We start from the raw sequence: 25,510 nt of genomic DNA, 5'->3' as shown, positions 1-25,510 counted from the left end.
ATAGACATCATGTAAAACGAATAATAATGATGACTACTATCATTATTATTGATATCATAAAAGAGACAGAAGAAAAGGGGGATGACGATGGAGTTTAAAGACTTGGAAATATTTCAAATGGTAGCCGAAAAAGGCACGATTACGGAGGCGGCAAAAGAACTGCGCTACGTTCAATCGAATATTACTTCTCGCATTCAGAAGTTGGAGAATGAACTGAAGACACCGTTATTCAATCGCCATAATAGAGGGATGATTTTAACGCCCGAAGGGAAAAGACTGTTGATCTACAGTGAGAAAATTCTATCATTGACGAATGAGATGAGGAAAGTTGTACAAAACGACAAAGAGCCGTCTGGAAAACTGGAAATCGGCTCTGTAGAAACGGTTATCAAACTTCCGGTCATTCTTTCGAGATACAATAAAAAATACAAACAAGTAGATTTATCTTTACTGACGGGCGTCACTGAACAATTGCAATATAAAGTGCTTCACCACCAATTGGACGGTGCTTTCATCTCCGAAGGCACGACGCACCCTGATTTAGCGGTCCATGACGTTTTGGAGGAAGAACTCGTCCTTGTTTCCGACAAGCCGTTTCAATCAAAAGAAGATATCAAAGATGAACCGATTTTATGCTTCAGTAAAGGATGCGGCTATCGTGCCCGATTGGAACAGTGGCTGGAGGATGAACAATTTAAACCGACGAAAATGATGGAATTTGGTACGCTGGAGACCATTCTCGGTAGTGTAGCAGCAGGTCTCGGCGTGACATTCGTTCCAAAATCGGCTGTCGCTCATCTAGTGGAACAAGGTCACGTTCATTGCTATCACTTACCATCCGAGTATAGTCAGATTAAAACTGTTTTCGTCCGCCGTGCCGATTCGTATTTAACTCCGACGATCTATAAGTTCATTCAAGTCATTGAAGACTTCCATCAAGAAACATCGAATCAATTGCAAAATTCGACACAAATTTGAGGTCTACGATAGGTTACTTATGCTAATATGAAGGGTAGCTTATCTGATTTCAGCAGTATACTTCTAAATCTGCATGTGGTATGAAGAATGTGATTTTATTGCGGTTCAGAGGGTGTTTAAACGCCTGCTGAATTTCGGGGGGATGTCACGGGTTTTTAAGGGAGCTTTTCGAGCAAGCTCGAAAAAATCCGGACGCAATTATGCTGAGGCATAATTGATAAATATAGAATTGGAGTGACAATAGATGAATTACAGCAATCAAACAGCTAGTTCCAGTTCATTCAAAAAGCGCAATTACCGACCGGCCATCATTATCATTTCGGTGATTTTGATTGGAGCAATCGGTGTGCTGTCAGGTCTGCCGGGAGCCGAAGACTTTACTGCTTTCGACATTACGATCTTGCCTCTTTTGAATGCCATCTTTAATAGTTTTACCTTTATTTTCTTAGTGTGCGCTTTGGTCGCCATTTTGAAGAAAAATATTACGGTTCATAAACGATTCATATACGCTGCATTCAGTACGACTGCATTGTTCTTAGTCACTTATGTGGCCTATCATTATTTAGCTGAATCGACTCCGTATGGCGGCAGTGGTTTCATGGCTGGTTTCTATTATTTCATTTTGTTTTCTCATATTGTCTTAGCTGCTGTAATTGTTCCGCTTGCTTTGACAAGTGTCGCCAGAGCTTGGAATATGGAAAACGCGCGTCACCGTAAAATTGCACGATGGACGATGCCGATTTGGTTATACGTTAGCTTGACCGGGGTACTTGTGTATATATTGATTTCGCCTTATTATTAAGGGAAGATTGTTTGGTAAACAACTTAAAAGGGCATCAGTCAGAAGAGGTAGAATGACTGATGCTCTTTTTTACAACAGACTAAACTGAGTATTGAAAATAAATGAATGGATGTGAAGGAATGAATACTTCTAATTTCATGTCAAATGACGCATTCGATCAGATTTTTCAACAAGAATCGGATGATATTAATGAACAGTTAAAGAAAGAAATATTGATTGCGATGATTGGGGATGTCAACGCAGGAAAATCCTCTACTTTAAATCGGCTTATGCAAAAAAGTGTAGCTGAAGTGGGAGCGCAACCGGGAGAGACGAAAGAAGTCAAAAAGTATTACTACCGAGACAATATCCTGTTTGTCGATACGCCGGGACTCGATGATATTTACCAAGAACACTCTCAAGAAACATTAAAATTTTACAATGAAGCCGACGTAATTTTATTTTTCTTAAATGCAGCAGGCACTGTGCTGTCGGATACGGAATTGAAATCACTGAATAAAATTGCCACTTTTAATAAGAAAGTCATTATAGTGCTGAATAAAATTGATGCGGCAGATGATATTCCAAGTTTAGTGAACTACATACTAGAGCATACTGAGTTTGCGTATCCTGTCATTCCGATTTCCTCCAAGACTGGAGAACATATGGAGTTATTGCAGAAAGAAATTCTTCAGCAGCTGAAGGAAGTGAATAAGGATCTCTTGCTGGCGGCCAATATGGCAGATAAGCCATCCATCGCAAAAAGGTGGATTTTGGCGGCTGGAGCATCGGCAGCCGCAATCGGCGCAGTCCCTATTCCTGGAGCGGACTTTGTTCCGCTGACCACTTTACAAGTTGGTTTGATGTTGAAACTTTCAACTCTATACGGAAAACCGATTACGAAAGACCACGCAAAGGAATTAATCATTGCAACGGTAGTTGGGAATATCGGCAAAACAGCATTTCGTCAAATTGTCAAAGTCATACCGGGCGCTGGAATGGTCGTGGCTGCTAGCGTTGCTGGTTCCATGACTGTCGCACTCGGCTATGCTGTGAAATATATGTATGAAAATGATATGGATTTAAAGCCTGAGACATTGAAGAAAGTTTACAAGATGTATTTAAAGAAAGAAAAGTGAAAAAGGGGCGGGTTGTATGGAGTGGTTTAATTATGCCACATTTGTGGTCGCTTTACTGGCAGGGCTTTACTCGATGGAAAGCATGAAACGCAATAAGGAATTGGAGGAGCGAGTGGAAGAGCTGGAAAAGAAAAATACTGCGGAGTTGAACAAACACCGTATGTGAAGAGGGTAATGGAATGGGGAAGACAGTATGTCCGATTTGCAACGGGCATAACCAATGCGGTAATGGAAATTTGAAAGAAGGAGGCAAATGCTGGTGTACAGACAAAAAATTTCCTGATGAAGTGTTTGGTCAAATTCCGAGGGAAGAATTGCACAAACGCTGTGTTTGTCAAAGGTGTCTGGAGCGTATCACCACAAGTAAATAGGCAAGCGAAGGTCCGACGACCGACGCTTGCTTATTTTTATTCGTCCGCAAATGAGCGTGACGCCAGTTCCTTTTCGTAAATGAACAGCGCATTCTTATCATCACGAATACGTTTCAAATACTCGATGTGCTTATCGAATGTCGCTTCTTCTTCGACTTGTTCATCCAAGAACCAGTTGAGGAATGAAATTGTCGCGTGTTCTTTTTCTTCCCATGCCAAATCCATGATTGCATAAAATGATTTTGTTACTTTTTTCTCCTGTTCTAACGCAACTTCAAAAGTATGCACAAGATTTTCGAAAGAAGTAGTAGGCGCGGGAATTTCCGTAATGACTGCATGAATACCGCGGTCATTTAAGTAGGAATAAATTTTCATGGCATGGAACCGCTCTTCTTCTACTTGCTGTAAATAATAGTGAGCAAATCCGCTATAGTTGCGGTATTCACAATAAGATGCCATGGATAAATACGTTTGCGCGGCGGCGAATTCATTATTCATTTGTTCATTCAGAGCTTGTGCTAATTTTTCGCTGATCATGTACATCGTCTCCTTTTCTTTATACCCTATCTATACCCATATTGGTGTAAATTGAACCTAAAGGAACTAGCCTTCATTCCTAAATATGCCTGTACAACGCAACGGATGATATACTATTAAAGAGAAGTTAAAGAACAACAAGAAAGTAGGAATGAAATTGAATAACTACAATGTCCCCATGTTGGATACAGAGGCAAGAGTTGAAGCAAAGGCTTACTTGGACATGCTGACAAAGCCGGTCGGAAGCTTAGGGAAATTAGAGGAAATTGTCATGCAACTGGCCGAAATGAAGGGGCATCGCAAACCGGTCATCTATAAGCTCGGTATTATCGTGTTCGCTGCGGATCACGGCATCGTCGAAGAAGGGATTTCGGCATTCCCGCAACAAGTTACACGTCAAATGGTAGACAATATGGCGCAAGGCGGAGCTGCGATTAATGTATTTGGCAGACAGCAGCAAGCCGAATTTTCATTGGTGGATGTCGGTGTGATCGGTGATGATTTTACGGGACTAGTGAAAAACCGCAAAATTCGCCAAAGTACTCAAAATTTCTTACGTACAGAGGCAATGACAGAGGAAGAAGTAGAGAGAGCGATACAAATAGGCTACGAGGAAGCACTGGTACTGTTTGATAAAGGAGTAGACTGTCTAGTAGTAGGAGAAGTTGGTATCGGTAATACAACTACGAGCAGTGCGATTGTCGCGGCTATTACGGGAATAGATCCTGCGGAGCTTGTGGGCTTCGGAACAGGAATTTCATCTGAACAGCATGTACATAAAATCAACGTCGTTCGACAGGCTCTGGAATTTCATCAGCCGGACCGACAAGATGGCTACGACATACTACGCAAAGTCGGCGGCTTGGAAATTGCTGCAATGGCGGGTGCAATGCTGGCGGCCGCATCGAATCGGATACCAATTGTGTTGGATGGATTTATTTCTACGGCGGCTGCATGCGTTGCGGAGAGTATTGGAAAAGGTGCAGTGAACTATATGTTACTTGGCCATCAGTCTATGGAGCCGGGCCATCAAAAAGCCTATGAATACTTAGGGAAGGAACCAATTGTTTCACTGGACATGAGACTTGGGGAAGGGACAGGTGCAGCGGTAGCTTTTAGCATCATTCAATCTGCTGTCTGCATGGTCAATGAAATGGCGACCTTCGAAAGCGCAGGGGTCTCCGGTAAGAATGAATGACATGAAAAAACTGGGAAGAAGTGGCCATCGCCATTTCTTCTCAGTTTTTAAATTCATCAGTTCAAACGGTTTCCGCTGGTGTGATCGCTTCAACGTCCTGATCTTCAGATGAATTACTAATAATACTTGAGAGTACATGTACACGCAGAATGATTCCTTTAATTCGATTTGTCTCATCTACAACGACAAGTGGATACTTAGAATCAAGCACACGTGGAATAATATCTTGGACATATTCTTCCGGGTAAGCCGTCCGCACATCAGTAGACATAACTTCATCAATGGTCTTGCGGTTTTTTACGCCGTCAATCGCTTGATCAATAGTGACCAATCCGAGTAATTGCCGCTCGCGGTTCGTAATGAAAACGCTGGAGATTCCATGCTCTTCCATATTTTTAATAGCGACATGCAACCCGTCTTTACTATTTACGATGCTCAATGGCTTCGACATAATATTTTCAGCTTGCAAAACTTTGGAACGATCGATTTCCCGTGTGAACTCAACAATATAATCATTCGCCGGTGATTCTAATAAATCTTCCGGTGTTCCGACTTGCTCGACATTGCCATCTTTCATGACAGCCACACGGTCACCGATACGGAAGGCTTCATTGACGTCATGTGTAATGAAAATAATGGTCTTTTGCAAGCGTGTCTGAATATCCAAGAGCTCCAGCTGCATCTCTCTTCGAATGAGTGGATCTAACGCACTGAACGGCTCATCCATCAATAGAATATCCGGATCGTTCGTCAAAGCCCGTGCAATACCGACACGCTGACGCATTCCACCTGAGAGTTCATCGGGATATTGATTCTCATAACCTTTTAGTCCGACTGTATCAATATGCTTTTGAGCAATCTCACGTCGTTCGTTTTTGGACAATCCGCGGACTTCGAGACCGTATTCGATATTTTCCATAACCGTCCGGTGGCTGAATAAACCGAAGTGCTGGAAAACCATCGCAATTTTCTTTTGGCGGAAAAATTTTAACTGTTCCTTGTTGTAAGAGACAATATTCTCCCCGTCTACGTAAATTGCGCCTGAAGTCGGTTTGTTCAGCAGATTAAAGCAACGGATCAACGTAGATTTTCCGCTTCCCGATAAACCCATGATGACGAATGTTTCGCCCTCCATAATTTCCATATTGGCATTATAGACACCGACTGTATGTCCAGTCTTGTCGAGAATTTCTCGTTTAGAAGCACCTTTTTCAATTAACGGAATAACTTTTTTAGGGCGGGGGCCAAAAATCTTGGTGACATTTTCTACTTTGAGTTTTACTGTCATGCTGATCTCCTCCTAGAACTTTGTAGGCGATCCGCCACTCCATTTGTGATGCGGTCTATGATAATCGCTAAAAATACGATACTGATACCTGCTTCAAATCCTAATGAAATATTGATTTGATTGATAGCGTATAGTACCCGTTCACCGAGACCGTGTGCGCCAACCATTGAACCGACTACCGCCATGGACAACGCCATCATAGTCGTTTGGTTAATACCTGCCATCATTGTAGGCAATGCTTGAGGAAGTTGTACTTTTACGAGCATCTGATTACGGGAGGATCCGAATGACTCGGCCGACTCTATTACTTCATCATCGACATTTCGTATGCCAAGCTCCGTTAGTCGAATGACAGGGGGCAATGCATAAATAATCGTTGCAATAATTGCTGGTACGTTTCCTAAAGGGAAGAAGAAAATTACAGGGATCAAGTATACAAAGGTAGGCATCGTCTGCATGGCGTCTAATATCGGCCGCATGATAATAGAAAATGTTCGGCTGAAGGCCATCAATATGCCAACCGGAATACCGATCGCAAGGGATAGGACAACAGAAATCACGATAATGGCAACAGTGGTCATTGTTTCTGTCCAGAGATCAAAAGATCCGATTAAAAAAATGAAGAGGGCGAACAGCAAACCGCCGTATATATTGTTGAAGTACCATCCCAGTAAGAAAACGATAATCATGATTACCCACCATGGTGTGGCTAACAGAGTCGTTTCGATCGTGCGGATAGTTGATGAAGCAATCATGAAGATAAAATCAAAAAGCCAACCAAAGTTCATTGCGAGAAAGTCGATAAACTTTTCAACATAGTCTCCTATCGGTATTCGTACATTGGGGAATTCAGTCATAGGCATTAAGCTAGATTACACTAGCTTGTCCCTCTCTTTCTGTAGTTAAGTTAAGTAAGTAGTGAAGAAGGGGATGGAGCGGAATGGCGTCCATCCCCGCAATCTTTTTAGTTTTTTATAGTGCTGCTTTTACTTTCTCAGCAATATCGTCAGGTACCCATGAAGTCCAAATGTCTTCATGTTCTTTCATGAACCATTTTGCGGTTTCGTCTGGATCTGCTTCATTCTCGCCCATATAATTTAGCATTTCTTCAGTTAAGTCGTTACTCGTTTCATAGTTTTTCAGAAAGTCAACAACTTCAGGTGCTTGGGTTTGCAGATCTTTATGAATACCGACTACAACATCATTCGGTGGGAATTCAGTTCCTTTTTCTTTGTCCCAAATTTCTTGGTCAAACGGATGATCTTCTAAAAGTGTTAAATCATACGTTGCAGTTACCCAAGTTGGAGACCAATAATAACCTACCCACGGCTCGCCTTTTTTGTAAGCGCTCACCAAATCAGCAATAATTGAAGAGTCAGATCCTGGAGCCAAGTATGTGAACGTCTTATCTAAGCCATAAGTCTTCATTTTTTCAGCTAAATGTTTGCTGACGACCCAGCTCGAAGGGGCGCCGATAATGCGGCCCATTTCTGGGTTTTCGGGGTCTTTGAAAAGTTCAGGGTATTTTGCCAGGTCTTCCACTGTCTTCAGGTCAGGTGCCATAGGTTCAATGCCGCGCTCTTGATCGCCCTTTATCACGTAAGTCGGTACATATAGACCTTGAGAATTGTCGTCAAAGTTTGTTGAAAGTTTCACTATATCTCCTTTGTCAATAGCGCTAGTGTAGATATCTTCCATGTTATCTGTCCAAATTTCGGTGTAGATTTGGATATCGCCTTGCTGTAAAGCTTGGAATACAGCCGTAGAAGTCCCATTGGTTACTTCTGTGTCATATCCATAGCCTTCCTCCAAAATGAGTTGTGTGATGCTATTGTGGACACGAATGCTGTCCCATCCTGCGTCTGCAAGTTTAATGACACTGATCGAATCTTTGCTTACACTATTACCGCAAGCAGTTAAAAGCAGTAATGCGAAGACTGAGAATAGAAACGTAAACTTTCTCAAAAAATCAAATCCCTTCTGTCTGTGGTTTTTTTCATCACGAAATGATCTTTTTTACTCGAATCTCTTATTTGCAATCACCCAGAAAAAACGTAGGAAAGTTGAAGAGATTAAGGAAAAACTATCATTTTATTTCGTGGTGACATTTAGATAGTTTACAGGATAGTAAAATTATTATCAATTTAATAATTTAGACAACTGATGATTGAGTGTATTTTTTATAATAAAATACACTTATAAACTTCATTAAAAAGTAAAGTTTTTAACTGGAATTAAATATGGACGAATCAAGGCTCTATCCTACAAGGGGTATAGGATTTCCTCGAGTCGAATACTAGAGGGAAATGTTGCATTTCCAAACGTAAGAATCAGAATTTTTAGATTACTAAAGAAAATTAGTTAGGTTTAACATTTCTGAAAGCTGAATGACAAAGATTTGTAACAGTTTATGAGGAATTATCGTGAATTTTTGATTTTGCTTTTAAGAAAATGATATAGTTAGTAATATAAATAAAGTTATATAAAAAAGGAACGTATGTAGAAAAGGAGAACGGATCTTATGACGAAAGAAGTCCATATTGTTTCGACGACTACACAAAGTCGCTCGGCATCTGCCTTCTTCTCAGATATTAAATCATTAGTGAAAGGTCCTGTACTCATCGCGAATGTCTTGCCTGTATTTGCAGGGTTCTGGTTGGCGCTTCACTTCTCAGGAATGACACTTGCAGGGAATTGGGGCGTTTTCTGGCTGACGATGGTCGGCAGCACCTTTCTAATGGCAGGTGCGCTCGTGTTGAATAACTGGTTTGATTCGGATATTGACACTTTCATGGAAAGAACGCAGCAACGGCCGACTGTTACAGGAAACTTTGCTTTGAAAACAGTTTTAAATATTGGTTTGGTGTTATCTGGGATCGGCATGTTATTGCTTTTATTTACTACTTTTGAAGCAGCTCTTTACGCGTTCATTGGGTGGTTTACGTATGTCATACCCTATACGATGTGGTCTAAACGTAAATACACGTTAAATACGGTAATTGGAAGTGTTTCGGGGGCGGTAACGCCTTTGATTGGCTGGGCTGCCATTATGTCGGCGAATCATATTGTGCCGATTGTCTTATTTTCGATTTTGTTTATTTGGCAAATGCCGCATACGTTTGCGATTGCTATGAAGAAGCATGATGAGTATAAAGCGGCGAACGTGCCGATGTTGCCGGTTGTGTGCGGTTTTGATTTCACAAAACGTCAAATGTTGATATATGTACTATGTTTGCTGCCTTTTCCATTTTTGTTGCCAATGTTCGGAATGGGCTTTATCATCGTCGCTACGTTGATGAATGTTGGCTATATTGCGGCTAGTATTTATGGTTTTTATGCAAAGGACAACCACAAATGGGCGCATGTCATGTTTTTGTATTCTGTGAATTACATGACCCTATTGTTTATGATGATGATTTTATTGACATTTTAATTGCAAAGAGCCTCCCTTCACTTAAAGTGAAGAGAGGTCTTTTTTTATGTTAACATTGAGTGGTGTAGACCGTCGTGTTGGAGACGAATTTAGCAGTTCAATCTAAAAATAGAAGGTGCGCCGATGACGAATGTACAAATTAGAAAAGTGACTGAAATTGAAGAAATTTATGCGGTGCAAAAACTTGAGAAGCAAATCTGGGGAATGGAGCCGATTCCTGTTCATCAAACGATTACTGCGGTGAAAAATGGTGGCCTGATTGTCGGCGCGTTTGCCGGCGAGCGAATGATTGGTTTTTCCTACAGCTTTGCAGGATTCTCTGAAGGGCAGTCGTATTTATGTTCCCATATGTTAGCTGTCGATCAAGAATTTCAATTAATGGGGATCGGTAAGTTGTTGAAAGATGAACAGCTACGTTTGGCGCGCGAGATGGGTTATGAATTAATTGTCTGGACATTTGATCCACTCGAAAGCCGCAATGCCTACCTAAATACATCAAAATTATACGGAGTCTGTTACGACTATATCGTCAATTGCTACGGTGAAATGGCGGACGGTCTGAATAAAGGCTTACCGACCGACCGTTTTCAAGTGGCGTGGTGGATTACTAGTCCGCGAGTGAATGAATGTTGGCAACCGATAAATCTTCAGTACATGTGTCCGTTTACGGTTCGCCTGACAAATGAAAATCACCCTGAGCTGCAGTTACCTGAAGAAAACGATTGGCTGTCGGCAGAAGCGGTAGAAGTGCCCGTTCCAAAACATACCCAGCTGCTGAAGACTGAAGACTCCCAGTTGGCGCTTGATTGGCGTTTGAAAACAAGGAATCTATTTCAACAACTGTGCAGCGCAGGGTTTGCATTAATTGATGTGCGCAGAACGGATGAAGCTGTACAATACTATCGTTTTTGTAAGCTTTCCATGATTCCATTACAAAATGAAAGTAGTGAGCCGATTGAAAATTGAAAGTGTAACCATTCGTAGGATGAGTATGACGATGAAGAATCCTTTCACAACGAGTTTCGGAACAATCCATCAAAGAGACTTCCTGTTGGCTACAGTGCAAGATGAACTGGGCAACGAAGGTTGGGGAGAAAGCGTGGCGTTCACTTACCCATGGTATAGCGAAGAGACAACGGAAACATGTATTCATATGTTGCGTGATTTCTTGATTCCGGCGGTGCTTGGTAAGACAATCGAACATCCGGATGAAGTGAATGAATTTTTTGCACCTATTCGAAAGAATAACATGGCAAAGTCGACGATTGAAGGTGCGGTTTGGGATTTGTATTCAAAACGTCACGATATGTCGCTTGCCGAAGCGTTAGGCGGTGAACGGGATCATATTGAAGTCGGGATCAGTATTGGCATTGAAGAACGTGTGGAAGACTTACTTGCCAATGTGAAAGGTTTCATCGATGAAGGCTATAAGCGGATTAAGGTGAAGATCAAACCGGGGCAAGACGTGGAAGTCATCCGAGCGATCCGCAACGAATTTCCCGATGTGCCATTGATGGCAGATGCGAACTCTGCCTATACGCTGGATGATGCAGAAGTTTTAAAGGAATTGGACCAGTTTAATTTGATGATGGTCGAGCAGCCGCTTGCGTCTGACGATATTATCGATCATGCAAAACTTCAGAGACAAATGTCGACACCGATCTGTTTGGATGAAAGTATCCATTCCTTGGAAGATACCAGGAAAGCTGTGGAGCTTGGGAGCTGTCGGATTATAAATATTAAAATCGGACGTGTGGGCGGTTTGACGGAAGCTAAGAAGATCCACGACTACTGCGCAGCTAAAGGGATTGATGTGTGGTGCGGTGGGATGCTGGAATCAGGCATCGGACGAGCGCACAATGTCGCTTTAACGACGCTGCCGAATTTCACACTGCCTGGAGATACGGCGGGTTCTTCTCGTTATTGGGATCAAGATATTATCAAGCCTGAGGTAGTAGCGGAAAATGGTTATATTACCGTGCCAAATGAAGCTGGTATTGGTTATAAACCGGATATCGAAGCGATCGATCAATTCACGGTGAATAAGTGGGTATTTAGAGCTGAATAAATATTCAGTGATTGTCATTTCACTATTAGTTGTGCTAGACTCTTAGGTAATCGAATAAGTTTCCTTCGGGGCAGGGTGGAAGTCCCTACCGACGGTGATGAGCTTACAAGCTCTTAGTCCGTGACCCGGATGCTTTTATCTAAATTCAGCAGAAACCCTCACTTCCATAAGTGGCGGTATGAATACGGTGGCTTTTCTGTTCAGTGGGTGTTCAAACGCCCGCTGAATCCAGATAAAGCCTCTGGCAGATGTCATGGATTTTGAAATGTGCGAGTACATTTCAAAATCCATGCGCAATCACGCCTAGGTGTGATTGATTAGCTAAAAAGCAGAAGGTGGATTTGGTGAAACTCCAAAGCCGACAGTTAAAGTCTGGATGAGAGAAGGAACAATGCGTTTTTAAAATCTACATTTATAACGCTTATTTTGTCATGGTTACAAGCCCCGCATTTACATTTTGCGGGGCTTTTTGTTTTGTCACGTCACAAGAGGAATTTTGCAAGTTGGAGTGTTGTGCAGTGAAACAAGATTATATGGAAATGGCGTTGAAGTTAGCTCAAAACGTTAATGGTCAAACTTCTCCGAATCCGCCAGTTGGCGCCGTGATAGTGAAAGACGGTAGAATCGTCGGAATGGGTGCTCACTTGCAGGCGGGGGAACGACATGCTGAGCGGGTTGCGCTTGATATGGCCGGCACAAAAGCGGAAGGCGCTGATTTGTATGTAACTTTGGAGCCTTGTTCTCATACAGGTAAAACTTCGCCTTGCGCAGATGCGATTATTCGGGCTGGTATCCAGCGTGTCTACGTGGCGATTTCCGATCCCAATCCGTTGGTTGCCGGCAAAGGCATGGAACGACTTCGTGCTGCGGGTTTGGAAGTAGAGAAAGATGTATGTACCGATCAAGCACAGAAATTGTATGCACCATTTTTTCATTTTATACGAACGAAAACACCTCATGTGACAATGAAAACAGCGATGACGATGGACGGTAAGATTGCAACATCTACAGGAGACAGTAAATGGGTGACGAGTGAGCAAGCAAGGCTCGATGTCCATCTGCTTCGTCATACCCAAGATGCGATTTTAGTCGGCGTTCAAACGATTCTTCATGATGACCCCCTTCTCACCACCAGATTGCCCCGAGGTGGAAAACATCCTATTCGAGTTATTTTAGATACTTGGTTACGAACACCAATTGATAGTCAAGTCATTCAAAACAATGCTGCACCTACATGGATTTTTTGTGGGAATGAAGCAGAATACTTGCGTGAACAGTTGCTCCAAAAGCCGCACGTCCGAATCATACGCATGCCGAAAATTCAGCTTGATATTGAAGAGATCCTCTTGCGCTTAGGCTCTGACGGTGTCATGACGTTATTGGTAGAAGGTGGTGCCGCGGTCAATGCTTCATTCATCAGGGCGCGTGCCGTTCAGCGTGTTATTTGCTATATGGCGCCGAAGTTACTTGGCGGCAGTGGCTCGCTGACACCTGTTGGTGGAACAGACCCGGAGATTATGGGAGAGGCCTTCCCGTTGATTTTTGAAAGTGTGGAAATGATTGGCCCTGATATTAAAATTATAGCGCTACCGAAAGAGAGGGATTGACCGTTGTTTACAGGGATTATTGAAGAAATCGGTTCAGTCAAAAGTGTACAGCCGGGAGCGCAGTCGATGACATTGACGATTGCAGCTTCTACTGTATTAGCCGATGTCCAATTAGGTGACAGCATTGCAGTCAATGGAGTTTGTCTGACAGTCAAAAAGTTTTCGAAAGAACAATTTTCTGCAGATGTCATGCCTGAGACCGTCTCTTCTACCTCACTTCAACAATTGAAGGTGGGAAGTCGAGTGAATTTGGAACGTGCTCTTGCAGCTAACGGTCGATTTGGCGGTCATTTCGTCACGGGACATGTCGATGGTGTCGCCATCATTCGTGAAAAACGTACTATCGATAATGCACTTTATATTCGGCTGGCTTTGCCTGAACAGTATAGTCCGTATTTATTGCCAAAAGGCTCGATCGCATTAGACGGTACGTCACTGACAATTTTTGATGTGAATGAAACAGATATTACGATTTCGTTGATTCCGCATTCCCAAGAAATGACGGTCATTGCGAAAAAGTCCCTAGGGGATGTTGTTAATTTCGAATGCGACATGCTGGCGAAGTACGTAGAGAACATGCTTAAGAGACGAGACGCGAAAGAACAGCCACTGACAGAGGATTTTCTACAACAGCACGGATTTAAGTGAAGGAGTGGACAGAGATGTTTCATACAATTGAAGAAGCGTTAGAAGATTTAAAACAAGGTAAAGTAGTGATCGTCGTCGATGATGAAGATCGGGAGAATGAAGGAGATTTCGTCGCATTGGCTGATAAGATCACGCCTGAGATTATTAATTTCATGGCGACGAAAGGGCGCGGTTTGATTTGTGTGCCGATTACGGAGCAGAAAGCTCAACAACTTGGTTTGCAGATGATGACCGATCACAATACGGATTCGCATGGCACGGCATTCACGATCAGTGTGGATCATCTTTCCACGCACACTGGAATCAGTGCATTTGAACGGGCCGAAACGATTGTCAAAATGATGGAGTCGCGGTCGGTAGCTAGTGAATTTAAACGTCCGGGTCATGTATTTCCGTTAGTCGCAAAATCCGGCGGTGTCTTGGAACGTACTGGTCATACGGAAGCAGCGGTTGACTTAGCTCGACTGGCAGGGAGTTCTTCAGCAGGGGTAATCTGTGAAATCATGAATGATGACGGTACGATGGCGCGAGTGCCTGAATTGCGTCTGATGGCGCAAGAATTGAATCTGAAATTAATTACAATCCAAGATTTAATTCATTATCGCCTGCAGCAGGAGAGGCTGGTTGTTAGGGAAGCGGAGATCAAGCTGCCGACTGACTTCGGAGAGTTTCGTATGATTGGATACACCGAAACGTTAACAGGTAAAGAGCATGTAGCGCTGGTGAAAGGTGAGGTAACGCCAGAAGAACCCATGTTAGTACGTGTTCATTCGGAGTGTTTGACGGGCGATGTATTTGGCTCCTGCCGATGCGATTGCGGACCTCAATTGCATGCAGCGCTTTCGCAGATCGAACAACAAGGTCGCGGAGTTTTATTGTATATGCGTCAAGAAGGCAGAGGCATCGGCTTGATCAATAAGCTGAAAGCATACGAACTGCAAGAACAAGGTTTCGACACGGTAGAAGCCAATGAAAAACTGGGCTTTGCAGCAGATTTGCGTGATTACGGCATCGGTGCTCAAATCTTACATGAACTTGGCGTTAAACAAATGCGTTTGTTGACGAATAATCCGAAGAAAATTTCAGGCTTAAAAGGCTATGGATTGGAAATCGTTGAACGGGTTCCGATTCAATTGCCGATGAAAGAAGAAAACGAAAAATACTTAAAAACTAAAGCGGAAAAATTAGATCACTTATTAACAATTTAAGGAGAGATAGATATGGGGAATTTATTCGAAGGACATTTAGTAGGTACAGGATTAAAGATAGGCGTTGTCGTAGGACGATTTAATGAGTTTATCACAGGCAAGTTGTTATCGAGCGCTGAGGACGCATTCAAACGACATGGCGTAGCTGAAGCAGATGTAGATATCGCTTGGGTACCCGGGGCATTTGAAATTCCGTTGATCGCAAAGAAGATGGCAGATTCCCAAAAATATGATGCTGTCATTACACTCGGTACTGTCATCCGCGGAGCCACACCTCACTTCGACTACGTCTGTAATGAAGCGGCCAAAGGTGTAGCACAAGCGAGTATGCAGTCAGGAGTCCCGGTGATTTTTGGTGTGCTGACGACAGACACGATCGAGCAATCTATTGAAAGGGCAGGGACTAAAGCAGGGAATAAAGGCTGGGATGCTGCAGTGTCGGCTATAGAAATGGCGAACTTGACTAAACAATTCGATTGATCGCCAAATTTGCACAGTAAGCGCTTTATTTTTCTTTCAAGTATTGACCTAAGAGATTTCCTCTGTAATAATAGAGTTAGTCATTAGTTGATATTCAATATCAAGTACATCTAAAAAGAAGGTACAACATGAATCAGGTAGATACGAAGATCGGACGCCAGGCAGTAATGTATACGTTTTCAAATAGCGAAGCAGAAGATAGTAGAATAGAAAACGGCATGCAGCAACTAGGTTGGCAGTTCGGAAAAGGTAAAGTGGGCTCAATGGAGTTCCAGAAAATTGTGGCGGCAATTGAAACGCTTGCGAAACGACAAGGAATTGTAAATCAAGACATCTATCGAGAGATGCATGCGCTCTATCATGCGATAATCGAAGCTATGCAAGGCGTGACACGTGGGCAGGTTGAGCTCGGCGGCATGCTGCGAACAGCGGGACTTCGATTTGCTATTGTGCGTGGGACTCCGTATGAAAATGCAGCGGAAGGTGAATGGATTGCCGTTGCTGTCTATGGAACAATCGGTGCCCCGGTTCGTGGCTTCGAGCATGAGGCAATTGGTTTAGGTATCAATCACATCTGAATAAAAGAATGAAGCCTATAGTTATTTAGACAATAAGGAGGCTATATTGACACATGCGGGGACCCCCCTTTTAGGGCACCCGTCTGTCAATATAGTCTCCTTTTGCTTGTTTAGGAATGAATTCTTTGCACAGGATCAGCGCAACTAGAACTAAAGACAACGAGGAGGAATTGGAAATGATTGAATTGACAGGTCGTACGTTAACGATTGAACAAGCGAAAGAAGTATTGGTGAATGGAGCGAAAGTAAAAGCTTCTGAAGAAAGTATGAAAGCGGTTCAAAAGAGCCGTGAAGCAGTAGAGAAAATTGTTGCGGAAAGTAAAGTGGTGTACGGAATTACTACTGGATTCGGTAAATTTAGTGATGTATTCATCGAAGCGGAAGATACGGAACAACTTCAATTAAATTTGATTCATTCGCATGCTTGTGGAATTGGCGAACCGTTCCCCGAGATGGTTTCTCGTGGAATGACACTTCTTCGTGCAAACGCACTCCTAAAAGGTTTCTCTGGAATTCGCCCGGTAGTCATAGAGCGTTTACTAGATCTAGTTAACGCACAGATTCATCCGGTTATTCCTCAACAAGGTTCACTTGGTGCAAGCGGTGACTTGGCGCCGCTTTCTCATTTGGCACTTGTGTTGATGGGAGAAGGGGAAGTGTTCTATAAGGGAGAGCGTATGGAATCAGCTATTGCGTTGTCAAAAGAGGGCATTGAGCCAGTGACGTTGAAGGCGAAAGAAGGATTGGCGTTAATTAATGGAACACAAGCGATGACGGCAATGGGGCTTGTCAATTATATTGAGGCAGAGCAGCTTGCGTATCAGACAGAAGCTATTTCTACGATGACGTTGGAAGGTTTGCGTGGAATTGTCGATGCATTCGACGCCGATGTACATGAAGCACGTGGTTACCGCCAGCAAACGGAAGTAGCAGAACGCATGCGCCGTATGTTCGTAGGCAGCCAATTGACAACGAAACAAGGTGAATTACGCGTACAAGATGCTTATTCGCTACGTTGTATTCCACAAGTTCATGGAGCTTCTTGGCAAGTTTTGGATTACGTCAAAGAAAAGCTGGAAATCGAAATGAACGCAGCTACAGATAATCCGTTAATCTTTGAAGATGGTGACAAAGTTATTTCAGGAGGAAACTTCCACGGGCAACCAATTGCCTTTGCAATGGATTTCTTGAAAGTGGCAATGGCGGAGTTCGCGAATATTTCAGAGCGTAGGATTGAGCGTCTAGTTAATCCGCAGTTGAACGACTTGCCGCCATTCCTAAGCCCTGAACCAGGATTGCAGTCTGGTGCAATGATCATGCAATATGCAGCTGCATCTCTTGTTTCTGAAAATAAAACGTTGGCGCACCCGGCGAGTGTGGATTCCATTCCATCTTCAGCCAACCAAGAAGATCATGTCAGCATGGGAACAATCGGGTCACGACATGCTTATCAAATTATTCAAAATGCGCGAAGAGTGCTAGCTATTGAATTGATCTGTGCATTGCAGGCTGCAGAACATAGAGGTGCTGAAAAACTTGCGGACTTCACAAAAGCTTTCTATAAAGAAGCGAGAAACATTGTGCCGAGCATCAAGCAAGACCGGATTTTCTCTAAAGATATTGAAAAAGCGGCAGCTTGGTTACTAGAAATGGATTGGAAGGCATTCGCAGATAAATCTTTGCCAACTGAAGTTAGCGCAAATTAAATAGGAAATATAAAGGGATATGAAATTTAATTATCTAGTATTTTACTCCAAGCGGGAAGTTCCCGCTGGAGTATATCTGGATAAATATCTTCGGGCAGATGTAAGCGTTTGCTTACAGTAATTGCAGTTTGTTGTATAATGGGGACATGGGAGATGAGAAGATGTTATTCAATACTGTGGTCGTATCTGTCATTGTAATGGCAGTACTGAGTTTATTGCGGGTCAATGTTATTTTTGCTATTTTAGCAGCAGCTGGAGTAGCCGGTTTGATGGAAGGGCTTTCCTTAACAGATGCAACAAATATGCTAGTTTCAGGAATGGGTGGTCAGGCAAACACGGCATTAAGTTATATTTTGTTAGGTATGTTTGCGGTCATGATCGGAATGTCTGGAATTGCAGGGTTTTTAGTAAAAAATTTAGTTAGGGTATTAAGAGGAAAGCGAATAATTTTATTGTTGACGATTGCGGGTGTAGCTTGTTTCTCGCAGAACTTAGTACCTATACATATTGCGTTTATTCCAATATTGATTCCGCCAATGCTGCATCTGTTCGATAAGATGAAAATTGACCGCCGCGGCATTGCAACTGCGCTTACTTTCGGTCTAAAAGCACCTTATATTATGATCCCAGCTGGATTTGGATTGATCTTTAAGGGAATAATCGTTGATGAAATGGCTGCAAGTGGTATGGATATTACGATGTCAGAAGCCAATATGGCAATGTTGATTCCGGGAATCGGAATGGTCCTCGGGCTGTTCGTGGCAGTATTCATTTCTTATCGAAAACCTCGTAATTATGCGGACGTTGAGGCGGAGAAAGTGAATATTCTAAGAGAAGAAGAAGTGGAAAATGCAGAATTGAAGTTTAATATACGCCACGGCTTCACGATCGTTTCAATTATTGCAGCATTAGTTATACAGCTTATAACCGATTCATTAATACTTGGAGCACTTGCCGGGATTTTCTTGATGTTCGTCTTGACTGTTATTCCATTTAAGGACGGCGAAAGGGTAGTGAACGAGGGAATCGGAATGATGGGTATGATTGCGTTCGTCATGTTGATTGCTTCAGGTTATGCTACGGTTCTTAAAGAGACAGGTGCGGTAGAAAGTCTGGTTGATTCGGCAACAGGTATATTAGGTGACAATAAAATGATGATCGCATTTATCATGCTGCTTGTCGGTTTATTGATTACGATGGGGATTGGTTCTTCATTCGGTACGATCCCGATTATAGCTGCATTATTCGTTCCGATTTGTATGGCAGTCGGCTTTTCGCCACTCGCGACGGCGGCTTTGATTGGTACGGCAGGGGCGCTTGGAGATGCTGGTTCACCGGCTTCAGACAGTACACTTGGTCCAACTTCGGGTCTGAATGCGGACGGTAAGCATCATCACATTTGGGATACATGTGTGCCGACATTCCTTCACTTTAATATCCCTCTACTAATCTTTGGTGTAATTGCAGCAATGGTATTATAAAACGAAAAGGGCAGATCCGAAATAACGGATCTGCTCTTTTATCATTTTACTGCAGAAACACCTAAACGCTCACGTGCTTGTTCCGTGGCGATGACCATATGTTTCAATGCGGCAACTGTTTCTTCGCGTTTTCTTGTTTTCAAACCACAGTCGGGATTGATCCAGAACTGTGAAGGTTCTAGCACTTCCAAACCTTTATTGATGATTTCCGTCATTTCTTCAACAGCCGGAACGCGCGGGCTATGGATGTCATAAACGCCAAGTCCAATTCCTTTGTCATAATGATATTCTTTGAAAGATTCCACCAAATCACCATGACTGCGTGACGTTTCGATGGAAATAACATCCGCATCCAGCGCACTGATTGCTTCAATGAAATGATTGAAATCACAGTAGCACATATGTGTATGAATTTGCGTCGTATCCTCAACGGAAGCTGTAGCAACACGGAAAGCATTCACAGCCCAGTCGAGATAATGATTCCATTCGGATTGCTTTAATGGGAGCCCCTCTCGAAGTGCCGGTTCATCTACTTGGATCATATGGATACCTGCTGCTTCAAGCGACTCGATTTCTTTACGCAGTGCGAGAGCAATTTGATTGGTCACTTCTTCTCTGGTCAAGTCATCGCGAACAAATGACCAATTCAAAATCGTCACGGGTCCGGTCAGCATACCTTTTACTTCGTGATCTGTCAGTGATTTAGCGTATACGGATTCTTCTACCGTCATCGGCTTCGTAAATACAACATCTCCATAAATGATTGGTGGTTTCACACATCGGGAACCATAGGATTGCACCCAAGCTTTTTCCGTAAAGACAAAACCATCCAGCTTTTCGCCGAAATATTCTACCATATCCGTCCGTTCGAATTCCCCGTGCACGAGCACATCAAGTCCGAGTTCTTCTTGGATTTGGATCCATTCCTTAATTTCCGCTTTTACAAAGTCTTTGTACTGCTGATCCGTAATTTCGCCTTTTCTCCATTTTGTACGTGTTATACGTACTTCAGGCGTTTGGGGGAAACTGCCGATTGTGGTTGTAGGCAATACAGGTAATTGGAACTTCTCTTGCTGCTTCAATTTCCGCTCTGCGAACGGCAGATTCCGCTTGCTGTCAGACAAAGTACTGCCTGAACTTGCTTGTCGAACCTCCTCGCGTTTGCGGGCAGGGAGTTGATTGAATGCAGTAAGAGCGGCTTCATTTTGTTTGAAATCTGAAGCGACGCTTTCTTTACCTTGTTGCAACGCAGCTTTCAGTACATTGAGTTCTTTAATTTTTTCATCCGCAAATGAAAGTGCATTCTTAATTGTTGAATCTAATTTCTGCTCTGACTGAATTGTCACGGGTACGTGAAGCAGACTGCTGGATGGCTGGATCCAAACGTTTCCGGACTCTACATGCTGTTGAATCTTTCCTAGTAATGACAGCTTGACGTTCAAATCTGATCGCCAAATATTCCGACCGTCCACAATACCAGCAGCGAGTACTTTATCATCAGGGAAGCCGTATTTCTTAAGGTTTTCCAAGTTTTTGACACCGCCATGCACGAAATCAAGACCAATTCCAGCTACTGGTAATGCAAGTGTTGCTTCATAGTGCTCAACTGAATCAAAGTATGTTTGCACTAAAACGTTCAAGCTATTTATGTTTTTTGTTAACTGCAAGTAAATTTCAGTTACGGTTTTCATTTCATCAGAAGAAATGGAAGTGCAAAGAATTGGTTCATCAATTTGCACCCATTGAACGCCTTCATCCTGTAATTCTTGCAATACCTTTTGATAAAGAGGAATCAATTGCAGAATGATAGAAGGTACGTCTATTTCTTCATACCCTTTAGAAAGTTTCAATAAAGTGTAGGGGCCGAGTAGAACAGGTTTCCCCTCGATACCGAGTTCTTTCTTTGCTTCGCGGTATGCAGTAAGTGGTTTGTTCTCAGTCAATTGAAAACGTTGTCCTTCATACTCGGGGACAATGTAGTGATAGTTCGTGTTGAACCATTTCGTCATTTCGGAAGCGACAGCATCGTCATTACCGCGTGCCATTGAAAAATAAGTGGATATCGACACTTGACCGCCTTTCCAATGATAGCGTGAAGGGATGATTCCGAACATTGTGGATGTATCGAGCACCCGGTCATACAATGTGAAATCGCCGACTGCAATTCGGTCTACTCCTGCGTCTTGTTGTTTCTTCAGGTTGGCTAAACGGATGTCTTTTGTTGTCCGCAGAAGTTCTTCTTCCGAAATTATTTCTGCCCAAAATGCTTCTAACGCTCGTTTCCACTCCCGGTTTTCGCCAATAACAGGATAGCCGACAATACTGCTTTTTACCATTTGATTTCCCCCTCATGATTTTATCCAATAAAAAAAGCATTCCTAACAAAGAATGTTAGAAATGCACGTATGTGTAAAATGCATGCCTAAATAAGCGTGCATCGTTTGCCGTGTGTCTAACACCTCCCTATTCACCGTAGGATTAAGCGTTATGAAAACAGGCAGGTATCTGGCTGGACGTAAGCACGTCTTCACAGTGGCGGGACCGCTCCAAGAAAAGGATTCCCTTTTAAGAAATGAAAGCAATGATCATTTCACCTGTTTTCAAACTATTCAATTCATGATGATTGTCTCTAAAACTATCATAAGGTTCGTTGAGTGTCAACTTGCTGGTAAATAGATAATTAAGCAATACTCTTTTTTTGTCATCTGTTATATAACTGTACAAAAGTAACAAATTCTCTTTCAAAAAAGAAGGTGTGAAAATTTACACAATTCTGTTGAAAGTTTTATAGAGTTTAGGTATGATAAGTAATAACACGACTTCAAATTAGGACATGAATCGTCATTCATACGAAGAAATCTTGATTATTGGCTGTGGGGGCACCTATGATCAATTGAGGAAGAATCGTGTTTATCGCTGTATGTTATACAACAGAGCAGCGCAAAAAAACTTAAGGGGTGGCTTTATTCTATGACAAATTATGAAAAAGTAGGCAAGCTGCAAGTCGCAAAAGAACTATACAACTTTGTTAATGAGGAAGTTCTATTAGGCTTAGAAATCCAAAAAGAACAATTTTGGACAAACTTTGATTCGCTCATTCATGAACTTGCTCCTGAAAACAAAGCGCTGTTAGAGAAACGAAGCGAATTGCAAAAAAAGATCAATGAATGGCATCAAAACAATAAAGAAACAGCAGATTCTGCTAACTATAAAGAATTTTTAAAGGAAATTGGCTATTTGGAACCGATTGTTGAGGACTTCCAAGTGACAACTTCCAATGTCGATGATGAAATCGCTATTCAAGCAGGCTCCCAATTGGTCGTGCCTGTCGACAATGCCCGCTATGCGTTGAACGCGGCAAACGCAAGATGGGGAAGTCTATATGATGCATTGTACGGAACGGATGTCATCAGTGATGAAGGTGGAGCTGAAGCTGGCGTACAGTACAATCCGATCCGAGGACAGAAAGTTATCAACTTTGCAAAAGAGTTATTAGATCAAGCAGCACCGCTTGCGGAAGGGACACATGCAGACGCCACAGCGTATGCAAACGTTAGTGGAAAACTTGAAGTGACACTTCAGAATGGCAATAAAACAGGCTTGAAAGATGCTTCTAAACTGGCTGGCTTTAACGGTTCGGAAGACGCACCTTCCGCTGTCTTGTTGACGAATAACGGATTGCATATCGAAATTGCAATCGATCGAAACCATCCAATTGGGAAAGACGATGCGGCGGGTGTGAAAGACTTGATTTTGGAAGCAGCACTTTCTACGTTGATGGACTGTGAAGACTCGATCGCAGCAGTAGATGCTGAAGATAAAGTGGGGGTCTACCGCAACTGGTTAGGTTTGATGAAAGGTGATCTGGAAGCATCGTTCAAACGAGGCAGCAAGACGGTCACTCGAAGAATGAATCCTGACCGCACATACAAAACACCAGACGGCAAAGAGCTATCGCTACACGGCCGTTCATTAATGTTCGTCCGTAACGTAGGTCATTTGATGACAAATAATGCGATTTTAGATGAAAACGGCAACGAAGTACCTGAAGGAATTTTAGATGGTGTCGTAACTTCGTTGATTGCAACACATAATCTGAAAGATGATGCAGAGTTCAAAAACTCCAGACATGGTTCAATTTATATCGTTAAGCCGAAGATGCATAGCCCGGAAGAGGCGGCATTTGCCAATAAGTTATTTGACCGCATTGAAGATTTATTGAGCTTGGAGCGCAATACGCTGAAAATCGGTTTGATGGATGAAGAGCGCAGAATGTCATTGAATTTGAAGTCTGCAATCCATGCGGTGAAAGAACGGATTGCATTCATCAATACAGGTTTCCTTGACCGTACAGGTGATGAAATTCATACTTCAATGGAAGCGGGTCCTGTTATCCGCAAAAATGATATGAAAGCTTCCAAGTGGTTAGCTTCCTATGAAGCATCCAACGTTGCTGTCGGAATTAAGACTGGTCTTCCTGGACATGCTCAAATCGGTAAGGGAATGTGGGCTATGCCGGATATGATGGCTGCAATGCTTGAGCAAAAGGTCGCCCATCCAAAAGCAGGTGCAAGCACAGCGTGGGTGCCATCTCCAACAGCTGCTACATTGCATGCATTGCACTATCACGAGATCAATGTAAAAGAAGTTCAAGCCAATGTCGACAGCGCAATTGATTACCGAGATGGAATCCTAGAGATCCCGTTGGCGCCGAACACAGACTGGCCTGCAGAAGAAATTCAATCAGAGTTGGATAACAATGCGCAGGGGATCCTTGGCTATGTTGTTCGCTGGATTGATCAAGGAGTTGGCTGTTCTAAGGTTCCGGATATCAATGACGTAGGTTTAATGGAAGACCGCGCAACATTGCGTATTTCCAGCCAGCATATCGCAAACTGGCTACGTCACGGCATCACGACAAAAGAGCAAGTCCAGGAAACATTGGAACGAATGGCGAAGGTCGTTGACGAGCAAAACGCTGGCGATGAACTTTATCAGCCAATGGCTCCCAACTATGACGATTCTATTGCTTTCCAGGCAGCTTGCGATTTAGTATTCAAAGGTGCCGAACAGCCAAGCGGCTACACAGAGCCAATCTTGCACGCCCGACGAATCGAAGCAAAAGCCAAAGCGAAACAAAAAGCAACGGTACAAAATTAATTACACTAATAGCTCCTCTTCTAATTTGGAAGAGGAGCTGTTTTTCTAATAAATCTGTAAATATGGTATACTGTATATGTTAATTAAAGTTTTACATGAGATTGTGCAGAAATGGATACTCAGTTGATTGGAGTGGAAGGCGGCGACTCCCGCGCCCCGCGGAAAGCGTCCGCCTGGAATGGAAATCAACGGTTCCTACGTTTTACTTTGAGTGTAAGTTATTTATTTCAGTTTATATAGCAATAATTATTAAAAAGGGGGAAATGAGATGCTGAAAAAAGAGCAAACGCTATTTGTATTAGTGGACGTACAAGGTAAGCTAGCGCAAATTGTTAAAGATAGTAAGACGTTGCATGATAATCTGGAGAAACTGATCAAAGGATTACAAGTGTTAAATGTTCCAATACTTTGGTTGGAACAGTACCCTGAAGGACTGGGACCGACGACTGAATCTTTATCCAGTTTACTAGAAGGTCAGGAACCCATCGCAAAAATGACATTTAGTGCGGCGGGCAATGAAGAATTTATGAAACAGCTGGAAAGCTCGGGCCGCAAACAAGTATTAATTGCAGGAATTGAAACGCATATTTGCGTATATCTGACAGCGGCAGATTTAGTGAAGCAAGGTTATGAAGTCGAAGTGGTTGAAGATGCAGTCACTTCACGGACGGAAGCGAATAAACAAATCGGCCTCGAGAAAATGAAGGGGCTTGGAGTTACTGCGACGTGTGTGGAAACTGCTTTATATGAACTGATTGGTGAAGCGGGGACGGACGAATTTAAAAAAGTGTTGAAAATCATAAAATAACAAATAAAAAAGCGGAATAGCCATAATGTTTGGCATTTCGC

At 42.8% G+C, this 25,510-nt stretch carries 23 protein-coding genes and 2 riboswitches; of the genes, 18 read left to right on the top strand and 5 right to left on the bottom strand.

What is annotated here, in order from left to right; translation table 11 throughout:
- Nucleotides 1–87 precede the first annotated feature (87 nt).
- The 5 genes from MKX97_RS11735 to MKX97_RS11715 all read left to right on the top strand — a co-directional run bounded on the left by MKX97_RS11735 (nt 88) and on the right by MKX97_RS11715 (nt 3,269).
- Entirely contained in the window at nt 88–978 is an 891-nt protein-coding gene (locus MKX97_RS11735) for a LysR family transcriptional regulator (RefSeq protein WP_009497882.1), read from the top strand.
- 244 nt (nt 979–1,222) lie between these two features.
- Nucleotides 1,223–1,780: a DUF420 domain-containing protein gene (locus tag MKX97_RS11730; protein ID WP_009497881.1), complete on the top strand. Its 558-nt coding sequence runs from the start codon at nt 1,223–1,225 to the stop codon at nt 1,778–1,780.
- Nucleotides 1,781–1,899: 119 nt separating this feature from the next.
- Nucleotides 1,900–2,898 carry a GTPase gene (locus MKX97_RS11725; RefSeq protein ID WP_040759352.1) on the top strand — a complete coding sequence of 333 codons (999 nt, stop codon included), beginning with the start codon at nt 1,900–1,902 and terminating at the stop codon, nt 2,896–2,898.
- A gap of 16 nt (nt 2,899–2,914) precedes the next feature.
- The gene (locus tag MKX97_RS11720) at nt 2,915–3,064 is read left to right on the top strand and encodes a hypothetical protein (protein WP_342536041.1); all 150 of its coding nucleotides are present in this window, start codon (nt 2,915–2,917) and stop codon (nt 3,062–3,064) included.
- A 13-nt stretch (nt 3,065–3,077) separates the two neighbouring features.
- Nucleotides 3,078–3,269: a cysteine-rich CWC family protein gene (locus MKX97_RS11715; RefSeq protein ID WP_342536039.1), complete on the top strand. Its 192-nt coding sequence runs from the start codon at nt 3,078–3,080 to the stop codon at nt 3,267–3,269.
- Nucleotides 3,270–3,305: 36 nt separating this feature from the next.
- On the opposite strand, the gene MKX97_RS11710 is transcribed toward MKX97_RS11715, so the two are convergent.
- Nucleotides 3,306–3,806, bottom strand: coding sequence for a ferritin (locus MKX97_RS11710; RefSeq protein WP_342536038.1), 501 nt, complete (start codon nt 3,804–3,806; stop codon nt 3,306–3,308).
- Nucleotides 3,807–3,957: 151 nt separating this feature from the next.
- Between MKX97_RS11710 and cobT the strand changes: the two genes are divergently transcribed.
- Nucleotides 3,958–5,004, top strand: a complete 1,047-nt coding sequence (gene cobT, locus MKX97_RS11705; RefSeq protein WP_342536037.1) for a nicotinate-nucleotide--dimethylbenzimidazole phosphoribosyltransferase — start codon at nt 3,958–3,960, stop codon at nt 5,002–5,004.
- Nucleotides 5,005–5,065: 61 nt separating this feature from the next.
- On the opposite strand, the gene MKX97_RS11700 is transcribed toward cobT, so the two are convergent.
- From MKX97_RS11700 to MKX97_RS11690, 3 genes are all read right to left on the bottom strand, one after another.
- Nucleotides 5,066–6,292: a glycine betaine/L-proline ABC transporter ATP-binding protein gene (locus MKX97_RS11700; protein ID WP_221835213.1), complete on the bottom strand. Its 1,227-nt coding sequence runs from the start codon at nt 6,290–6,292 to the stop codon at nt 5,066–5,068.
- Complete coding sequence (locus tag MKX97_RS11695; protein ID WP_040759673.1) at nt 6,289–7,149, bottom strand: proline/glycine betaine ABC transporter permease; 861 nt, start codon at nt 7,147–7,149, stop codon at nt 6,289–6,291. Before MKX97_RS11695 ends, MKX97_RS11700 begins: the two co-directional genes overlap by 4 nt.
- 115 nt (nt 7,150–7,264) lie before the next feature.
- Nucleotides 7,265–8,257 (bottom strand): ABC transporter substrate-binding protein, encoded by a 993-nt coding sequence (locus MKX97_RS11690; RefSeq protein WP_078818154.1) that lies wholly within the window; start codon nt 8,255–8,257, stop codon nt 7,265–7,267.
- A 556-nt stretch (nt 8,258–8,813) separates the two neighbouring features.
- Between MKX97_RS11690 and cyoE the strand changes: the two genes are divergently transcribed.
- The 10 genes from cyoE (at nt 8,814) to MKX97_RS11640 (ending at nt 19,501) form a co-directional block, all read left to right on the top strand.
- Nucleotides 8,814–9,725, top strand: coding sequence for a heme o synthase (gene cyoE, locus MKX97_RS11685; RefSeq protein ID WP_009497872.1), 912 nt, complete (start codon nt 8,814–8,816; stop codon nt 9,723–9,725).
- A 123-nt stretch (nt 9,726–9,848) separates the two neighbouring features.
- Complete coding sequence (locus tag MKX97_RS11680) at nt 9,849–10,691, top strand: GNAT family N-acetyltransferase (protein WP_342536036.1); 843 nt, start codon at nt 9,849–9,851, stop codon at nt 10,689–10,691.
- Nucleotides 10,681–11,793, top strand: coding sequence for an o-succinylbenzoate synthase (menC, locus tag MKX97_RS11675; RefSeq protein WP_342536035.1), 1,113 nt, complete (start codon nt 10,681–10,683; stop codon nt 11,791–11,793). The genes MKX97_RS11680 and menC overlap by 11 nt, the downstream gene beginning before the upstream one ends.
- Nucleotides 11,794–11,850: 57 nt before the next feature.
- Nucleotides 11,851–12,185: riboswitch (FMN riboswitch) on the top strand.
- 126 nt (nt 12,186–12,311) lie between these two features.
- The gene (gene ribD / locus MKX97_RS11670; protein ID WP_342536034.1) at nt 12,312–13,400 is read left to right on the top strand and encodes a bifunctional diaminohydroxyphosphoribosylaminopyrimidine deaminase/5-amino-6-(5-phosphoribosylamino)uracil reductase RibD; all 1,089 of its coding nucleotides are present in this window, start codon (nt 12,312–12,314) and stop codon (nt 13,398–13,400) included.
- A gap of 3 nt (nt 13,401–13,403) precedes the next feature.
- Nucleotides 13,404–14,048 carry a riboflavin synthase gene (ribE, locus tag MKX97_RS11665; protein ID WP_342536033.1) on the top strand — a complete coding sequence of 215 codons (645 nt, stop codon included), beginning with the start codon at nt 13,404–13,406 and terminating at the stop codon, nt 14,046–14,048.
- A 14-nt stretch (nt 14,049–14,062) separates the two neighbouring features.
- The gene (locus tag MKX97_RS11660; RefSeq protein WP_078818149.1) at nt 14,063–15,256 is read left to right on the top strand and encodes a bifunctional 3,4-dihydroxy-2-butanone-4-phosphate synthase/GTP cyclohydrolase II; all 1,194 of its coding nucleotides are present in this window, start codon (nt 14,063–14,065) and stop codon (nt 15,254–15,256) included.
- A 12-nt stretch (nt 15,257–15,268) separates the two neighbouring features.
- A complete protein-coding gene (gene ribE, locus MKX97_RS11655) occupies nt 15,269–15,736 on the top strand; it encodes a 6,7-dimethyl-8-ribityllumazine synthase (RefSeq protein WP_342536031.1) in 468 nt (155 codons plus the stop codon).
- A 128-nt stretch (nt 15,737–15,864) separates the two neighbouring features.
- A complete protein-coding gene (hutP, locus tag MKX97_RS11650; RefSeq protein ID WP_078818147.1) occupies nt 15,865–16,314 on the top strand; it encodes a hut operon transcriptional regulator HutP in 450 nt (149 codons plus the stop codon).
- Between the two features lie 176 nt (nt 16,315–16,490).
- Complete coding sequence (gene hutH / locus MKX97_RS11645; protein ID WP_221835205.1) at nt 16,491–18,020, top strand: histidine ammonia-lyase; 1,530 nt, start codon at nt 16,491–16,493, stop codon at nt 18,018–18,020.
- 161 nt (nt 18,021–18,181) lie between these two features.
- Complete coding sequence (locus MKX97_RS11640) at nt 18,182–19,501, top strand: Na+/H+ antiporter NhaC family protein (protein ID WP_245799515.1); 1,320 nt, start codon at nt 18,182–18,184, stop codon at nt 19,499–19,501.
- A gap of 41 nt (nt 19,502–19,542) precedes the next feature.
- Here the strand turns inward: MKX97_RS11640 and metE are convergent, their stop codons facing one another.
- Nucleotides 19,543–21,837: a 5-methyltetrahydropteroyltriglutamate--homocysteine S-methyltransferase gene (gene metE / locus MKX97_RS11635; RefSeq protein ID WP_221835204.1), complete on the bottom strand. Its 2,295-nt coding sequence runs from the start codon at nt 21,835–21,837 to the stop codon at nt 19,543–19,545.
- Between the two features lie 142 nt (nt 21,838–21,979).
- A riboswitch (cobalamin riboswitch) is annotated at nt 21,980–22,114 on the bottom strand.
- Nucleotides 22,115–22,471: 357 nt separating this feature from the next.
- Between metE and MKX97_RS11630 the strand changes: the two genes are divergently transcribed.
- Both MKX97_RS11630 and MKX97_RS11625 read left to right on the top strand, forming a co-directional pair.
- Nucleotides 22,472–24,661, top strand: a complete 2,190-nt coding sequence (locus MKX97_RS11630; protein WP_342536030.1) for a malate synthase G — start codon at nt 22,472–22,474, stop codon at nt 24,659–24,661.
- A 268-nt stretch (nt 24,662–24,929) separates the two neighbouring features.
- Complete coding sequence (locus MKX97_RS11625) at nt 24,930–25,469, top strand: hydrolase (RefSeq protein ID WP_078818142.1); 540 nt, start codon at nt 24,930–24,932, stop codon at nt 25,467–25,469.
- Nucleotides 25,470–25,510 lie beyond the last annotated feature (41 nt).

Origin of the sequence: Sporosarcina sp. FSL K6-3508 (assembly GCF_038615825.1) — a bacterium.
GTDB lineage: Bacteria > Bacillota > Bacilli > Bacillales_A > Planococcaceae > Sporosarcina > Sporosarcina newyorkensis.
Note: the sequence above shows the minus strand (reverse complement) of the source record. Positions and strands in the feature narration are given on the sequence as shown.

Bases quoted from the DNA above. Each gene is read 5' to 3' on its own strand.
- MKX97_RS11715 (WP_342536039.1), top strand. From the start codon at position 3,078: ATGGGGAAGACAGTATGTCCGATTTGCAACGGGCATAACCAATGCGGT.
- MKX97_RS11640 (WP_245799515.1), top strand. From the start codon at position 18,182: ATGTTATTCAATACTGTGGTCGTATCTGTCATTGTAATGGCAGTACTG.
- cyoE (WP_009497872.1), top strand. From the start codon at position 8,814: ATGACGAAAGAAGTCCATATTGTTTCGACGACTACACAAAGTCGCTCG.
- MKX97_RS11700 (WP_221835213.1), bottom strand. From the start codon at position 6,292: ATGACAGTAAAACTCAAAGTAGAAAATGTCACCAAGATTTTTGGCCCC.
- MKX97_RS11625 (WP_078818142.1), top strand. From the start codon at position 24,930: ATGCTGAAAAAAGAGCAAACGCTATTTGTATTAGTGGACGTACAAGGT.
- MKX97_RS11680 (WP_342536036.1), top strand. From the start codon at position 9,849: ATGACGAATGTACAAATTAGAAAAGTGACTGAAATTGAAGAAATTTAT.
- MKX97_RS11725 (WP_040759352.1), top strand. From the start codon at position 1,900: ATGAATACTTCTAATTTCATGTCAAATGACGCATTCGATCAGATTTTT.
- hutH (WP_221835205.1), top strand. From the start codon at position 16,491: ATGATTGAATTGACAGGTCGTACGTTAACGATTGAACAAGCGAAAGAA.
- MKX97_RS11735 (WP_009497882.1), top strand. From the start codon at position 88: ATGGAGTTTAAAGACTTGGAAATATTTCAAATGGTAGCCGAAAAAGGC.
- MKX97_RS11710 (WP_342536038.1), bottom strand. From the start codon at position 3,806: ATGATCAGCGAAAAATTAGCACAAGCTCTGAATGAACAAATGAATAAT.
- MKX97_RS11720 (WP_342536041.1), top strand. From the start codon at position 2,915: ATGGAGTGGTTTAATTATGCCACATTTGTGGTCGCTTTACTGGCAGGG.
- ribE (WP_342536031.1), top strand. From the start codon at position 15,269: ATGGGGAATTTATTCGAAGGACATTTAGTAGGTACAGGATTAAAGATA.
- MKX97_RS11630 (WP_342536030.1), top strand. From the start codon at position 22,472: ATGACAAATTATGAAAAAGTAGGCAAGCTGCAAGTCGCAAAAGAACTA.
- MKX97_RS11730 (WP_009497881.1), top strand. From the start codon at position 1,223: ATGAATTACAGCAATCAAACAGCTAGTTCCAGTTCATTCAAAAAGCGC.
- cobT (WP_342536037.1), top strand. From the start codon at position 3,958: ATGAAATTGAATAACTACAATGTCCCCATGTTGGATACAGAGGCAAGA.
- hutP (WP_078818147.1), top strand. From the start codon at position 15,865: ATGAATCAGGTAGATACGAAGATCGGACGCCAGGCAGTAATGTATACG.
- MKX97_RS11695 (WP_040759673.1), bottom strand. From the start codon at position 7,149: ATGACTGAATTCCCCAATGTACGAATACCGATAGGAGACTATGTTGAA.
- MKX97_RS11660 (WP_078818149.1), top strand. From the start codon at position 14,063: ATGTTTCATACAATTGAAGAAGCGTTAGAAGATTTAAAACAAGGTAAA.
- metE (WP_221835204.1), bottom strand. From the start codon at position 21,837: ATGGTAAAAAGCAGTATTGTCGGCTATCCTGTTATTGGCGAAAACCGG.